This is a genomic window from Azospirillum sp. UENF 111221, from assembly GCF_058780625.1.
The window spans coordinates 703,136-718,549 of sequence record NZ_JBSNCH010000002.1; the positions used below are offsets into that span (position 1 = coordinate 703,136).

The following is a 15,414-nucleotide window of genomic DNA, read 5'->3' on the forward strand; positions in this document are numbered from 1 at the left end:
GGCGGACAAGAGGACCTTATAGGCGCAAGGCGGCAAGGGGGAAACGGGTCCTTCCGGCGGACCCTGCTCCGGACGGTCCCTCTCCGGCCATTTCACGGCCTGTGTCTATGCCCTTGAGCGGGTTGCCGGGTTCGCCTGTTGACGGTGGAATGGAAACCCTCGAACGCCTCAAGGCCCTGCAGGCGGTCCTCCGTCAGTCGTTGAAACGAAGGCGGTACCTGCTGGACCAGAGCCTCGAACGCCTGCGCCTGACCGAAAGGGCGCTGACGGCGTCCCATCGCCTGATGGAGGGTAAGCAGCATGCCCCGAATACACCTCCCCCCGGACCAGTCCCCCCAGGCCAGTCACCCCTGGAGCAAGCCGAGGGCCGGCGGACCGATGCCGAAGACTGGCGGCGGCGCAGCGAAACGCGCCGCAACAGGGGCGAGGAGGCCCGCTGTGCCGCCGAGCTGAGGCGCGAGAAGGCCGAAGAGGAGCGCAGTGCGGCGTTCGACCACCACATGGAGGCCGAGGGCGCCCGTCTGATGGTCGAGGAAGGGCGGATCACCGGCGAAGCGCAACGGCAGGAAGCCGAGGACTGGCGGATCGAGGACGAGGAGAGGCGGCGCTCGGGAGAGCAGGCGAGGTGTGAGGCGGAAGAGGCGCGCCAGGCCGAGGAGAGGGCGCGGCGCCTCCAGGAGGAGGCCCGTCTCTATGCCGAGCAGGCGCGGACCGAGGCGGAGCGGGCACGGGCGGCGGCCGAAGAGCAGCGCCTGCTGCTGGAGGAGATGCGGGAGACCGTCCGGCGCTATGAGGCCCTGCTGGTCCGCAGCCGTTAAGAAGGCGAAGCGCCCTGACTAAGCGGATGGTCTTAGCCATCGACAGCGGCGACGGATGGTTGCAGGCTGTCGCCCCGTTCCTCCGTTTTCCGGGCATTGTCTTTCCATGCGGATCCTGTTCGTCCACCAGAACACCCCCGGCCAGTACAAGCATCTCGTCCGCCATTTCGCGGCGGATCCGGCCCACCAGGTCGCCTTCATCGGCAAGGTCCGGCGCGAGTTGCCGGGCGGCGTGCAGATGGCGCTCTACCGGCCGACGCGCGAGGCGGGGGAAAACACCCACCCCTATATCCGCATGTTCGAGGGGCAGGTCCTGCATGGGCAGGGCGCCGTGCGCGCCGGGCTTGCCCTGCAGAAGGAGGGCTTCACCCCCGACGTGATCTGCGCCCATCCCGGCTGGGGCGAGGCCCTGTTCCTGAAGGACCTGTTCCCGGACGCCCGGCTGCTGCTCTATTGCGAGTTCTTCTACCGGGCCGACGGGTCGGATGTCGGCTTCGACCCGGAAAAGCCGGTGACGCTGGAGACGCGCTGCCGCATCCGCACCAAGAACGCCTCGCTGCTGACCGGGCTGGACGCGATGGACTGGGGCGTCAGCCCGACCCTGTGGCAGCGCCAGCAGCATCCCGAGCCCTTCCGCCCACGCATTTCGGTGATTCATGACGGGGTCGACACCGCGGTCTGCCGGCCGGATCCGGCCGCCACCGTCACCCTGCCCGACGGCCGCACCCTGTCGCGCGGGGACGAGGTGGTGACCTATGTCGCCCGCAACCTGGAACCCTACCGCGGCTTTCCCACCTTCATGCGGGCGGCGGCGGAGCTGCTGCGGCGCCGGCCGAAGCTGCACATCCTGATGGTGGGCGGCGACGAGGTCAGCTATGGCGCGGCGCCGGAAGGCGGCGGCACTTGGCGCGAGACGATGTGGCGGGAGACGATGCTGGACGCCTCCGGCACTCCCAGGCCGGAATCGTCGCGGCTGCATGTGCTGGGCAAGCTGCCCTATGACAGCTACCTGTCGGTGCTGCGCATCTCGCGCGCCCACATCTACCTGACCTTCCCCTTCGTCCTGTCATGGTCGATGCTGGAGGCGATGTCCTGCGGCGCCGTCATCGTCGGGTCCGATACGCCGCCGGTCGCCGAGGTGATCGAGGACGGGGTGAACGGGCTGCTGACCGGCTTCCACGATCCCATGGCGCTCGCCGACCGGGTGGAGACGGCGCTGGACGATCCGGAACTGCGTGCCGCCCTGTCGGCCGCGGCAAGGAGGACGGCGGTGGAGCGGTTCGACCTCGCCACCGTCTGCCTGCCGGCGCAGATCCGCCTGCTGGAGGATTTGCAGGCGGGACGGATGCCGCCGGCCTGATCCGCGTCCCAACAGACCTTGCGCCGGGGGACATCCTGAATTAACCCGATCATCAGAAAGCACCGGTTACGGTCGGGGTTCATTTCGATCCCGACGCAGCACCCGCTCCGGATCGGGCCGGTGGGCACCGGGTGCGGCGGCTTCGGGCGATGCGGCTTTAAAGGACGGAACCGGCGGTGACGATACATTCCAGCAAGGCGGGCGCGACGAAGCCGGGGATCCCTGCGGATGGGGCCGACATGCCGGGCACCGGGCTCGAGGCGGGCTTGCGCATGCTGGACGGCCGGTCGGTGCTGGTGACGGGGGGAACCGGCTCCTTCGGGCGCCGCTTCGTCGAGACGGTGATGCGCCACGCCCGGCCGCGCCGGGTCATCATCTTCTCCCGCGACGAGTTCAAGCAGTACGAGATGCAGCAGCGCATGCCGGCGGAGTGGGCGCCGACGCTGCGCTATTTCATCGGCGACGTGCGCGACCGCGAGCGGCTGGAGCTGGCGATGCGCGGCGTCGATTTCTGCGTCCATGCCGCGGCGCTGAAGCATGTGCCGGCCGCCGAATACAACCCGATGGAATGCATCCACACCAACGTCTACGGGGCGGAGAACGTGGTGCGGGCGGCGCTGTCGATGGGGGTGCGGCGCGTTGTCGCGCTGTCGACCGACAAGGCGGCCAACCCGATCAACCTCTATGGCGCCAGCAAGCTGGCGTCGGACAAGATCTTCATCGCTGCCAACAACCTGTCGGGCGCGCTCGACACCCGCTTCGCGGTGGTGCGCTACGGCAATGTGGTGGGGTCGCGCGGCAGCGTCGTGCCGCTGTTCCGCAAGATGATCGCCGAGGGCGCCGACCATCTGCCGGTCACCGACGAGCGGATGACCCGCTTCTGGATCACGTTGCAGCACGGCGTCGACTTCGTGCTGTCCTGCTTCGCCATGATGCAGGGCGGCGAGATCTTCGTGCCGAAGATCCCCAGCCTGCGCATCGCCGACCTCGCCCGCGCCATGGCGCCGGACCTGCCGCAGAAGATCGTCGGCATCCGGCCGGGCGAGAAGCTGCACGAGGTGATGATCACCGAGGACGATTCCCGCCAGAACCTACGAGCTGGCCGACCGCTATGTCATCGAGCCGGCCTTCACCTTCTGGCAGCATGCGCCGTACGAGCGGCTGAATGCCCGCCCGGTGGCCGACGGCTTCCGCTATGCCAGCGACGGCAACGACGACTGGCTCGATGGCGAGCGGCTGCGCGACCTGCTGGCGGAAGCGCCCTGATGGCGGATCTGCCGTTCCTCCCCTATGGCCGCCAGTCGGTGGAGGAGGAGGACGTCGCCGCCGTGACGGCGGTGCTGCGCGGCGACTGGCTGACCCAGGGGCCGGCGGTCGCCGGGTTCGAGCGGGCGCTCGCCGCGAGGGTTGGGGCGGCAGACGCCGTGGCCTGCGCCAACGGCACCGCGGCGCTGCGGCTGGCCTATGCGGCGCTGGGCATCGGGCCGGGCGACGCGGTGGTTGTGCCGTCCAACACCTTCCTCGCCACGGCGTCGGCCGCCCGCCATGCCGGGGCCGAGGTCGCCTTCGCCGACGTCGATCCCGACAGCGGCCTGATGGGCGTCGCCGAGGCCGAGGCCGCCATCGCCCGCGCCCGCAACGCCGGCTGGCGCGTCCGTGCGCTTGCCCCCGTCCATTATGCCGGACAGACCGCGCCGATGGATGGGCTGGCGGCGCTCGCGCAGGCGGAGGGGCTGGCGCTGGTCGAGGATGCCTGCCACGCCATCGGCACGGCCTATTCATCAGGGGGCGATCTGTCGGAGGGAGCCGAGAGGCCGGTGGGCGCCGGGTGGCCGCAGGTCGAGGCGGGATCGCTGACCGTCTTCTCCTTCCATCCGGTCAAGACCATCGCGGCCGGGGAGGGCGGCGCGGTCACCGGCAACGACCCGGCGCTGATGGCGCGGGTACGGCGCCTGTGCAACCACGGCATGATGCGCGAGCCCGGGCCGGGGGAGGGCTTCGCCGATCCCGGCGCCGCCCTGGACGCGGAGGGGAACGCCAACCCCTGGTACTATGAGATGGCGGAGCCGGGCTTCAACCACCGCCTGTCCGACATCCACGCGGCATTGGTGCTGAGCCAGCTCGGCCGGCTCGACCGCTTCGTCGAGCGGCGGGCTCGGCTGATGGCGCTCTATGCCGAACGGCTGGGGCCGCTGGCCCCGCTGGTGCGGCCGCCGGCCCTGGTGCCCTGGTGCCGGCCGGCCTGGCACCTGTGCGCCGCGCGCATCCATTTCGCAGCGGCCGGGCGGACCCGTTCGGCCGTGATGGCGGCCTTGCGCGCCCTGGGCGTCGGCACCCAGGTGCACTATATCCCGGTCCATCGCCAACCCTACTGGCGCCGCCGCTACGGCGACCTCGCCCTGCCCGGCGCCATGAGCCATTACGCCCAGACGCTGTCGCTGCCGCTGTTCCCGGCCATGGCCGACGGCGACGTCGACCGGGTCGCCGCGGCGCTGGAGCGGGTCCTGTCCTGACGGGTGCCCAGCCCGGAACGCGTGCGGCCGTTCAGGTGGCCGTTCAGAGTCATGACCATTTCGCCCAAGCGATTCCGTTAGCGTTTTGGACGGGATGGACCGATAACAATGGCGTCGTCAGGAGGGCATAGACCTAGGTCGAACGGCTGGAGAGCCGGATGGCCGAGGTCGGGTCGTCCCGAATGCCGTTTCACAGTGTTTCGCGTACGGACCTCCGAATTTGCTTCGCAACACGCTCTGGAATCTGCTCGGCGAGGGGCTGCCCATGGCGGCGGCCCTGCTGTCGATTCCGTGGCTCATCTCCGCCGTCGGGATGGAGCGCTTCGGCGCGCTGACCCTGATCTGGGCGCTGCTCGGCTATCTGGGCGTGCTGGACCTCGGGCTGGGACGGTCGCTGGTGCAGGTCGTCGCCGACCGGATCGGCCATGCCGGTGGGCAGGGGGACGGGCAGGGGGAGGGCTCTGCGAACACGGCAGGGATCGCCGGGCCGGCCATCGCCCTGATGGGGGCCATCGGCCTCCTGACCGGCGGGGTGGTCGCGCTGGGCGCCGGGCTGCTGGCCGACCGTTTCCAGCTGGAGACCGGCACCTCGCCGGACGAGATCCGGTTCAGCCTGCTGGTGGCGGCGGCCATCGTGCCCATCGCCCTGGTCTCCGCCGGCCTGCGCGGCGTGCTGGAGGCGCACCAGCGCTTCCGCCCGATCAGCCTGGTGCGGATGACGGTGGGGGTGCTGAACTATCTGAGCCCGCTCTTCGTGCTGCCCTTCAGCCAGAGCCTGGTGCCGGTGATCGCCGCCATCGCGGTCGGGCGCTTCATCGGGCTGGTCGGCTATGGCGTGCTGGCGGTGGGCCAAGTGCCGGATCTGCTGCGCCCCGGCCGCTGGGGCCGCCCGTCCTTGCGCGGGCTGTTCACCATGAGCGCCTGGATGATGCTGAACAATCTGGTCGGCCCGGCGATGCTCTATGCCGACCGCTTCATCCTGCTCAGCCTGGTGCCGGCGGCGATGGTCGCCTTCTACACCACCCCGTTCGAGCTGCTGTCGCGGCTGATGGTGATCCCCGGCGCCCTGTCGCTGGCGCTGTTCCCGCTGGCCTCCAGCCTGTTCCGGCGCGATCCGCCGGCGCTGGGCCGCATCCTGGACGCCGGCGGCCACCTGACGCTCGCGGTGTTCCTGGCGATGCAGGCCGCCACCATCGTCGGCGGCGAGACGGCGCTGGAGCTGTGGCTGGGGCCGGCCTTCGCCGCCAACAGCGCCTCGGTGCTGTCGATCCTGATGCTGGGCGTCTTCTTCAACGCCACCGCCTATGTGCCCAACACGCTGATCCAGAGCGTCGGCCGCGTCGACGTGACGGCGCGCCTGCAGCTTGCCGAGCTGCCGGTCTATCTCGGCGTGCTGTGGCTGCTGGCCGAGCGCTATGGCGCGGTCGGCGCCGCCGCGGCCTGGAGCCTGCGCACGGCGGTCGATTGCGGGCTGCTGCTGGTGCTGCTGCCGCGCGTGGCGCCGGGGACGGGCACGGTGGCGCTGACCATCGGCCTGCGCGCCCTGCTGGCCGGGGTCGCCGGGCTGGCCGGCCTCCTGGTCGGCGGGCCGGTGGGAGCGGCGATCAGCCTGGCCGGCCTGCTGGCGGTCGGGCTGGGGGTCGCCGGCCGGCTGCTGCGCACCCGGTCCTGGGAGAAGCTGGCGGCACCGCTGCGCAAGAACCGGGCGGTCCCGCTGCCCGCCGCGCTGCCGGCCCCCCGCATGAACGGGCAGGCCATCGACGGAGCGGCGGCGGACCGCCCGTAACATCCCGGTCGGGGCATGGCCGTCTATCCGGACGGGGGGGGCCATGCCCGGCCGCTGCGGCGCGCAGGTGGTTCCTTTGCCGCCGAAAATGCGCTATGTGAGCGGAAACTCTGTGCAACGCTGGTTGGAGTTCGAAGGCCATGGCCGAGGGTACTGTGGACTATTACGCGATGGTCGAAGAGGCTTGGCAGCTCAGCGACACCGCGCGCGATTACGTGAAGAACGCCGGCCGCGAGGTGGACAACACCGAGCTGTGGGAAAAGGTGTTCGCCTCGTCGGCGCTGATCGACCTGGAGCGCACCCGCGCCGAGGGCGGCCAGCCGCTGCAGAAGATCTTCTTCAAGAACCCCTACGGCCTGCAGTACCGCGCCGACCACAAGGACTGGATCCCGTTCCGCCACGGCGCGCTCGACCCGGCCTATCTCCAGGTCATCTGATCAGAGGTCATCTGATCTCAGTCATCCGGTTGACGTTGCCTGATCGGCCCTGACCCGGCGGCCGGTGCCGTCCTGCGGTAGGGGTTTGGGGGAGCGTGCATGGCACGGCTGGTGGCGGGGCAGGGCTTCGCCCTCGATCTGGATGAGGCCCGGCTGGCGAACGGTTTCGTCGCCGATGCCTTCACCACCGTGCCGGATGCCTCCTCCATCGCCGCTGGCGCCGGCAGCTTGGCCGTCACCCGCACGGTCGCCGGCCGGGCGCATGCCGCCACGCTCGACTATGCCGCCGCCGGCAGCGGGGCGGCGGCATCCGTCCGTTTCACCGGCCTGACCGACCGCGATGCGGCTGGGCTCTTGCGCTACCGCATCGACGGGCTGGATGTCGCCCTGACCGGCGGGACGCTCGACCGGCTAGGCGCCCGCATCTTCCAGCAGATCGACGGCTTCGTCGGGGCGGACGGCAACGACAGCGTCTATCTGGGGATTCCCGGCGGGCGCAGCTTCGATGGCGGTGCCGGCACCGACCGCGCCATCTACACCGCCGACCCGCGCCGCTATGCCGCCCAGGGCGGCAGCTACCGCGCGGAGACGCCGGTGGTGGTGGCGCTGGACAGCCGGCGCTATGCCGTGGTGTCGAGCCTCGCCACGGATACCCTGACCGATGTCGAGCTGCTGACCGTCGACGGACGCACCGCCGCTCCGGCGGCCTTCGCCTTCGATGCGCGCAGCTATCTGGCGGCCAATCGCGACCTTGCCGCCGCCTTCGGCGACAACGCGATCGCCGCGGCTGCCCATTACGCCTGGAACGGCCGGAACGAGGGGCGCAGCCTGAGCGGCTTCGACGCGCTGGGCTATCTGGCGGCCAATCCGGACGTGCTGGCGGCGGTCGGTCTCGATGCCGGGGCCGCCATCCGGCATTATCTGGCCTATGGCGCCCGCGAAGGGCGGACCGCCGGCTTCGACGCGCTGGGCTATCTCGCCTCCAACCCGGACGTGCTGACCGCTGTCGGCATCGATCCGGCGGCGGCGGTGGTCCATTACGCCCGCTTCGGCCGGAGCGAGGGGCGTGGCGTCACCTTCGATGCCGCCGCCTATCTGGCGGCCAACACCGACGTGGCGGCGGCCACCGGCGGCGACGCCACCGCGGCCAAGCTCCATTACCTCTCCTTCGGCCGCAGGGAGGGCCGGCCGCTGCGGGCGGCGCCCGGCCGGTCGGTGACGGCTGCCGCCGAAGGGCTGGCCATGGCGCAGGCCGCTCCCGCCTGGGCGGCGGACCTGCTGCTGCCGCAAGCGGCGCCGGTGGTGGTGACCGGCACGACCGGCAACGACACGCTGAGCGGCAGCGCCGCCTATGACGCGCTGGGCAACCCGATCAGCGATGCGGTGGATGGGCTTGCCGGGATCGACAGCTTCGTGCTGACCGGGGCGCTCGCCTCCTACAGCCTGTCCTTCGACGGCAGCGGCACCCTGCAGATCAGCGGTCCCGACGGCACCGACACGCTGACCGGCATCGAGCTGTTGCAGGCCACCGACGGGGTCTATCCGCTGGGGTCGCTGGTCGGTTTCTCCCAGCCCTCGCTGAGCGGTCTGACCGTCTCGGCCGCGGCCACCACCGGCAACGACTATCTGGTGGGCGGCCTCCAGAACGACGCCATCGGCGGCGGCGCCGGGAACGACACCATCGCCGGACTGGCCGGCAACGACACGCTGTTCGGCAATGCCGGCAACGACGTCCTGCTGGGGGGCGACGGCGCCGACCAGCTGGAGGGCGGGGCCGGCAACGACCTGATGTTCGGCGGTGCGGGGGACGACCTGATGCGCGGCGACGTGATCGACGTCGTCGGCAACGACACCCTGCTGGGCGAGGACGGCAACGACTGGCTCGACGCCGGGGCCGGCAATGACTGGCTGGACGGCGGCGCCGGCAACGACACGCTCTATGGCGGGCTGGGCAGCGACGTGCTGCGCGGCGGCAGCGGCGACGACGTGCTGTTCGGCGACGTCTATTCCGACCGCAGCCACGAGATCTCGGTCAACCCCAACGACACCGTCACCGGCTATGAGGACGTGCTGCTGGGCGGCAACGGCAACGACACGCTGATCGGCGGCTACGCCGCCGACCTGCTGGACGGCGGTGCCGGGGCGGATGTCTTCTCCATCCGCAACCTGAACGAATCGACCCTCGCCGCCCCCGACGTGATCGTCAATTTCAACGGTGCCGTCGTGGCGGCGGCGGCGCTGAAGGGGCTGGCGAGCTATGCCACCGCCGGCGCCGAGGGCGACCGCATCGACCTATCGGAGATCGACGCCATCGCCGGCACCACCGCGAACGACGCCTTCACCTTCATCGGCACCGCCGCCTTCAGCGCGGCGGGCCAGCTGCGCTACCAGTCCTCCGGTTCGGTGACGCTGATCGAGGGCGATGTGAACGGCGACCGGACGGCCGATTTCCGCATCCAGGTCAACATCGCCAACTACAGCTTCTCCGCCTTCGACTTCGTGCTGTAGGCCGGCGGTCACCCTCATGATGTTCACCCTCGTCAGGACCGAACGGTTCGAGCAGGAGATCAAGAAAAGCCGCTTCCTGGCCCAGGCCGCCCCGGCCGGCAGCGAGGAGGAGGCGCGCCGCTTCATCGCCGCGTGCAGCTTGCCGGATGCCGGCCATAATTGCTGGGCCTTGCGGGTCGGCGACGTCTATCGCTTCAGCGACGACGGCGAACCGGGCGGGACCGCTGGGCGGCCGATCCTCCAGGCCATCGAAGGGCAGGGAATGGACCGGGTGGCGGTGGTGGTCAGCCGCTGGTTCGGCGGCATCCTGCTGGGGGCGGGCGGGCTGGTGCGCGCCTATGGCGGCACGGCGGCAAGCTGCCTGAAAGCGGCGGAGCGCGAGCCCATCGTCGCCTATGCCACCCTGTCGGTCGCCTGCGGATTCGCCGAGGAGGCGCGCATCCGCTCCAGCCTCGGCAGCTTCCCCGGCACGCGGGTGGAGACCACCGGCTTCACCGCCGACGGGGTCCAGCTTCTGGTCACGCTTCCCCAGGACCGGGCGGATGCCTTCGTCCGGCTGGTCACCGACATTTCCCGCGGGCAGGCGGTGGTCGAGCGCAGCGGGGAATGAGCGGCTGACGTATATTTTTCCATAAGCATTCTTATGTGTTTTCTCCTGCCTGGAAGGCAGGGGGCCGAAATTCCGTCCTTCTGCGTGCATGACGTGGCGGGGCGGTTGCGTTGCCCGCCCAAGCATGGGTTGCTATTGTTTCCCCGGTAGTATCCGGAGGATGAATGACCGACGCCGCATTGCACGCTCTGAACCGCTTGTCCGATACGGCGATCAGCACCGATCCTTTCCCCCATCTGGTCGTGCCGGATTTCCTGCCCGCCGACCTCTATGCCCGGGCCTGCGCCCAATGGCCGGATGCCGCTGCCTTCGGCATCCTTCAACCCGATGAGCTGCCGTCGCGCCATCAGGTGCCGCTGACCGAAAGCTGGCTGGCCCGGTGCGACGGGGAACGGGCGGCGGTCTGGTGCGACGTGCGCGACTGCCTGTTCAATCCCGACATCGTCGCAGCGATGGCCGAGCGCTTTCCCCAGGTCCGCGACAAGCTGGGCTGGGTCGACGCGCCGCCGGTGTTGAACATGCGCATCATCGAGGACCATACCGGCCACGCCATGCTGCCGCACACGGACATCGAGGCGACGATGTTCTCGATGCTGCTCTACATGCCGGCGGACGGCGGCCCGTCCAACCCGCAGGCATCGTCCCTGGGCACGGCGCTGTACCGGCCCCGCGATCCCGATTTCCGCGGACGGGGGGTGGAGCGCTACCGGCGCGCGGATTTCGAGCTGGTGGCCCAGGCTCCCTACCGCCCCAACCATCTGCTGGCCTATGCGCCGTCCGACCGCTCGTTCCATGGGGTGGAGCCGGTTGCGGCTCCCTGTGAGCGGCGGTTGCTGATCGCCTTCGCGGTGGTGGAGACCCGCCGGCCGTCACGGCGCGGCGCGGTCTGAGAATCGTCCGCCATGTCCGTTCACCGGGCCTCCAGGCCGTTGATCGCCTCGGCCCAGGCATAGGCGCCCTGGATCGGATGCAGATGGTGGTCGCGTGGGTTGGGGCTGCGGTAGGCGTCGGCGATCAGCCCGGTTCCGGCATCGAGGACATGCGCTGAAATGTCGGTATAGGGGAGCCGCCGCCGGGCCGCTTCCGCCGCAAGCAGCCGGTTGTAGCGCATCGTCAGCTCGGTGCGGTCGCGCAGGCTTGCGGTTACCATGTGGCGGGCGCGCGCCACGGCACCTTGGCGATGACCGTCGGGAATGGTGGGAGGGACGGCTCCGGTCACCACGACCCGGCTGTAGCCGGCATCGATCAGCGTGTCGATGAAACGGGCGTAAGCCTCTATGGACGCCGCCAATTGTGTTTCCACCGACTCGCCCAGCGTTTGCGCCCGCCACCAGATGACGAAGCCGCAATCGACCTCGCCGAGCTGGATGACCGGCACGACGTCCGGCAGGGCGGGCAGCAGCCCCTCCCGGAAAAGGGTGATGGCCTGGGTGTGGCTTTCAGGATTGCGCAGGCCGACGGCCGTGGCGCCGGGGACGATGAGGAACCGGGACGGCCGGCGGAACAGCCCGAACGTGGCGGCAATTTCCAAGGCCTGAACATGACTGTCACCGACGAAATACCAGCTGTGCATCGCCTGCCCTGCCCCTGCCCGCCTCGCCGCCCACCATACCGGTATCCTGGCGGAAGCCAACGATCCGGGTTGCGGATCGGAGGCCAGGGCCGGCGATGTGATGTGGGGGAGAGTCGCCTGCGCAACCCCCGATGGGGTTGAGGCTGAACATTGCGCCGCTGAACTTGGAGCCTTGTCGCGGACCCCTCTTTATTTCGGTTCCTCTTGTCGCGGTCCGCCTTGCGGCGGTTCCGGGCCAGGCCTTCGGCCGGAGCCGCCCTACCACTTTTTCGTGTGGGAAAAAAGGTTCCCTATCAGAAGGCGGATTTTTTGGAATATCTCTGGGTGGTATGGAGAAAAGACGAAATACCCGACTGCGTATGAGGCTGCCTTCTTTTTATTTAACTGCAAGTCTCCCCCATTCTTGCCGGAGATACTCCGCTTTATTGAGTTGTTAGTGGCGTCTTCCTCCTCACATTTGGGTGAATACGGCCGATTGGCCTCAATAATCATCACCGGAGTGCGGTGTGGACCGACGGCCGATGGACTGCCCTGTCCCAGCTCCTCTGCCCTGCCGCCATCAAGGAGGATCATCCGTGCGCGACGTACTGATTGCGGACGCCAGCCTCGACGATCTCGATCTGCTGCTCGACCGTTGCCGGCCCGATGTCCGGATCGTCCGGGTCGCGGCCGATGAGGATGGCGGGGCGGCTCTCGCCGCCGCACTCGCCGACCGTCCCGCCGCCATCCATCTGCTGGCCCATGGCGAGCCGGGCGCGGTCCGGCTGGGTGCAGGCCGGCTCGACATCGCGGCGCTGTCCGGCCGTGAGGCGGATGGACGGTCCTGGCCGCAGGCCCCGGACACCGAGATCCTGATCCATGCCTGCGACACCGGCGCCGACGGCGGCCGGTTCGCCCAGGCGCTCGCCCAGGCGACCGGCGCCCGCGTCGCCGCCGCCAGCCATCCGGTCGGCCATCCGTCGCTCGGCGCCTCCTGGGACCTCGACGTGACCACCGGGCCCATCGCCGCGGCCCTGCCCGTCTCCGACACCGGCGCCTGGGTCCAGCGGCTGGCCTACACCGGCACGCCGAGCGACGGCGACGACACGCTGATCGGCGACGACACCGGCAACACCATCAATGGCGGGGCCGGCAACGACAGCATCGTCGGCGGCACCGGCAACGACAGCCTGATCGGCGGGGCGGGCGACGACACGCTGGTCGGCGGCGGCAACAGCGGCCAGTCGGCCGGCGACACGCTGAACGGCGGGCTGGGCGCCGACCATTATGTCGGCGGCAACGGCTTCACCATCGTCACCTACGAGAACGCCACCACCGGCATCACGCTGGACCTGACCAACGGTGCCAACAACACCGGCGAGGCCGCCGGCGACACCTTCGTCGACATCCAGCGCTGGGTCGGGTCGGAGCATGACGACAGCCTGACCGCCGGCGACACCGCCGTGTGGTTCTGGGGCCATGGCGGCAACGACCTGGAGCATGGCGGGGCCGGCAACGACACGCTGGAGGCCGGCGACGGCAACGACACCGTGTTCGGCGGCGGCGGCAACGACCTGATCTATGGCCGCGCCGACAATGACGAGCTGCACGGCGACGCCGGCGACGACACGGTGGCCGGCGGCGGCGGTGCCGACCTGATCTATGGCGGGGCCGGCAACGACCTGCTGAAGGGCGACTGGGAACGCGACACCATCCATGGCGGCGACGGCGACGACACCATCCTCGCCGGCATCGTCAGCGCCGGCAGCTATGGCCAACTCCAGGCCGATCAGATCTTCGGCGAGGCCGGCAACGACCGCTACATCGTGGTCAGCCAGTACGATGCCGGCACCGTCAGCTTCGACGGCGGCGAAGGCACCGACACGCTGGAGATCCACTCCGACGACCTGAGCAGCTACAACGGCTACGACCTGGAATATTACACCGCCGTCGCCTCCCCCGCGATCGACCTGACGGGGATGACGCTGACCGGGGTGGAGCGGCTGGAGCTGACCGGCAGCAAGGCGCATGACGTCACCCTGACCGGCGCGCAGGCGGCCGGCTTCGAGGTCATCGCCGGCAGTGCCGCGTCCGACACCCTGCGCATCGCCGGCAGCGCCGACCTGTCCGGGGTGGCGATGTCGGGCATCGAGGCCATCGAGGTGACCGGCAGCAACGCCACCCTGACGCTCGCCGCTTCGCAGCTGGCCGGGCTGGCCCTGACCAGCACGGGCACCGGCACCGGCAACGCGCTCGCCGTGACGGCGTCCGGGACCGGGGCCTCGGTGGATCTGTCCGGCGCCACCGGCTTCGACCGGGTCGCCCTGACCGGTACCGCCGGGGCCGACGACCTGACCGTCGGGGCCGGGGCGACCGTCACCGGCAATGGCGGCAACGACGTCATCCGCATCGCCGCCGGGACCACCGGTTCCGTCACCATCGCCGATGCCGCCGTCGGCGACCGGCTGGTGATGACGGGCGCCGATCTGACCGCCATGCAGGTCGAGACGGGCGCCACCTCCACCACCCTGCGGGTCGGCACCGATCTGGCAGTGACGCTGACCGGCAGCTTCGCCGCCAGCCAGTTCCAGGTCGGCACTGGCGGCAGCGTCACCATCGTCCAGGCCAACAACGCCCCGGTGGCGGAGGCCGGCAAGACGGTGTTGGCGCAGGCCGGCGCCCCGGTCGCTCTCGGCATCGCCGCGCCGACCGACGCCGACGGCGACGCCCTGACCGTGACGGTCACCGGCCTGCCGGCCGGCGGCGCCATCCAGCTGGCCGATGGCACGGCCGTCACCGCCAACCAGAGCCTGACGCTCGCCCAGCTGTCGTCCCTGACCTTCACCGCCGCCGCCGGCACGGCCGGCGACGCCGGCTCCTTCGCCTACACCGTCACCGACGGCCATGGCGGCACCGCCGGCCAGAACCGTCGCGCTGACGGTGAACGCCGCTCCGGTGGCGGAGGCCGACAAGACGGTGACGGCGCAGGCCGGCTCCCCGGTCGCTCTGGGCATCGCCGCCCCGACCGACGCCAACAACGACGCCCTGACCGTGACGGTGACCGGCCTGCCGGCCGGCGGCACGCTGGCGCTCGCCGACGGCACGGCGGTGACGGCGAACCAGAGCCTGACCGCAGCCCAGCTCGCAGGATTGACCTTCACCGCGGCGGCCGGCACGGTCGGCGACGCCGGCTCCTTCGCCTACAGCGTCGCCGACGGCCATGGCGGCACGGCGGCCCAGACCGTGGCGTTGACGGTGAACGCCGCTCCGGTGGCGGAGGCCGACAAGACGGTGACGGCGCAGGCCGGCTCCCCGGTCGGGCTCGGCATCGCCGCCCCGACCGACGCCAACAACGACGCCCTGACCGTGACGGTGACCGGCCTGCCGGCCGGCGGCACGCTGGCGCTCGCCGACGGCACGGCGGTGACGGCGAACCAGAGCCTGACCGCAGCCCAGCTCGCAGGATTGACCTTCACCGCGGCGGCCGGCACGGTCGGTGACGCCGGCTCCTTCGCCTACAGCGTCGCCGATGGCCATGGCGGCACGGCGGCCCAGACCGTCGCCCTGACGGTGAACGCCGCCCCGGTGGCGGAGGCCGACAAGACGATGACGGCCCAGGCCGGCGGCACGGTCGGGCTTGGCATCGCCGCTCCGACCGACGCCAACAACGACGCCCTGACCGTGACGGTGACCGGCCTGCCGGCCGGCGGCACCGTCCGGCTGGCCGACGGCACGGCGGTGACGGCGAACCAGAGCCTGACCATCGCCCAGCTCGCGGCCCTGACCTTCACCGCGGCGGCCGGGACGGTCGGCGACGCCGGCTCCTTCGC

The 15,414-nt window shown here is 70.4% G+C and carries 9 protein-coding genes and 2 pseudogenes; 10 read left to right on the top strand and 1 reads right to left on the bottom strand.

Translation table 11 applies throughout. From position 1 onward, the window contains the following. Window positions 1-200: 200 nt before the first annotated feature. From ACWPN3_RS07805 to ACWPN3_RS07840, 8 genes are all read left to right on the top strand, one after another. Window positions 201-818 carry a hypothetical protein gene (locus tag ACWPN3_RS07805; protein WP_492243648.1) on the top strand — a complete coding sequence of 206 codons (618 nt, stop codon included), beginning with the start codon at window positions 201-203 and terminating at the stop codon, window positions 816-818. A gap of 106 nt (window positions 819-924) precedes the next feature. Continuing rightward, the gene (locus ACWPN3_RS07810) at window positions 925-2,178 is read left to right on the top strand and encodes a glycosyltransferase family 4 protein (RefSeq protein ID WP_492243647.1); all 1,254 of its coding nucleotides are present in this window, start codon (window positions 925-927) and stop codon (window positions 2,176-2,178) included. A 239-nt stretch (window positions 2,179-2,417) separates the two neighbouring features. After that, window positions 2,418-4,691: a UDP-N-acetylglucosamine 4,6-dehydratase (inverting) gene (pseB, locus tag ACWPN3_RS07815; RefSeq protein WP_492261217.1), complete on the top strand. Its 2,274-nt coding sequence runs from the start codon at window positions 2,418-2,420 to the stop codon at window positions 4,689-4,691. 220 nt (window positions 4,692-4,911) lie between these two features. Beyond that, window positions 4,912-6,477, top strand: coding sequence for a flippase (locus tag ACWPN3_RS07820; RefSeq protein ID WP_109095215.1), 1,566 nt, complete (start codon window positions 4,912-4,914; stop codon window positions 6,475-6,477). Between the two features lie 140 nt (window positions 6,478-6,617). Beyond that, the gene (locus tag ACWPN3_RS07825) at window positions 6,618-6,914 is read left to right on the top strand and encodes a hypothetical protein (protein WP_098734685.1); all 297 of its coding nucleotides are present in this window, start codon (window positions 6,618-6,620) and stop codon (window positions 6,912-6,914) included. Window positions 6,915-7,013: 99 nt separating this feature from the next. Further along, window positions 7,014-9,422, top strand: coding sequence for a calcium-binding protein (locus ACWPN3_RS07830; RefSeq protein WP_492243645.1), 2,409 nt, complete (start codon window positions 7,014-7,016; stop codon window positions 9,420-9,422). A 16-nt stretch (window positions 9,423-9,438) separates the two neighbouring features. Then, complete coding sequence (locus ACWPN3_RS07835) at window positions 9,439-10,032, top strand: IMPACT family protein (RefSeq protein WP_492243644.1); 594 nt, start codon at window positions 9,439-9,441, stop codon at window positions 10,030-10,032. A gap of 164 nt (window positions 10,033-10,196) precedes the next feature. Continuing rightward, entirely contained in the window at window positions 10,197-10,922 is a 726-nt protein-coding gene (locus ACWPN3_RS07840; RefSeq protein WP_492243643.1) for a hypothetical protein, read from the top strand. 20 nt (window positions 10,923-10,942) lie between these two features. Here ACWPN3_RS07840 and ACWPN3_RS07845 read toward each other — a convergent pair whose 3' ends face one another. Further along, the gene (locus ACWPN3_RS07845) at window positions 10,943-11,605 is read right to left on the bottom strand and encodes an SGNH/GDSL hydrolase family protein (protein WP_492261218.1); all 663 of its coding nucleotides are present in this window, start codon (window positions 11,603-11,605) and stop codon (window positions 10,943-10,945) included. A gap of 521 nt (window positions 11,606-12,126) precedes the next feature. Between ACWPN3_RS07845 and ACWPN3_RS07850 the strand changes: the two are divergent. Both ACWPN3_RS07850 and ACWPN3_RS07855 read left to right on the top strand, forming a co-directional pair. Beyond that, window positions 12,127-14,496 (top strand): annotated as a pseudogene (locus ACWPN3_RS07850) (DUF4347 domain-containing protein); the annotation flags it as partial. Beyond that, window positions 14,489-15,409, top strand: a pseudogene (locus tag ACWPN3_RS07855) (Ig-like domain-containing protein); the annotation flags it as partial. The pseudogenes ACWPN3_RS07850 and ACWPN3_RS07855, both read left to right, overlap by 8 nt. Window positions 15,410-15,414: the final 5 nt, after the last annotated feature.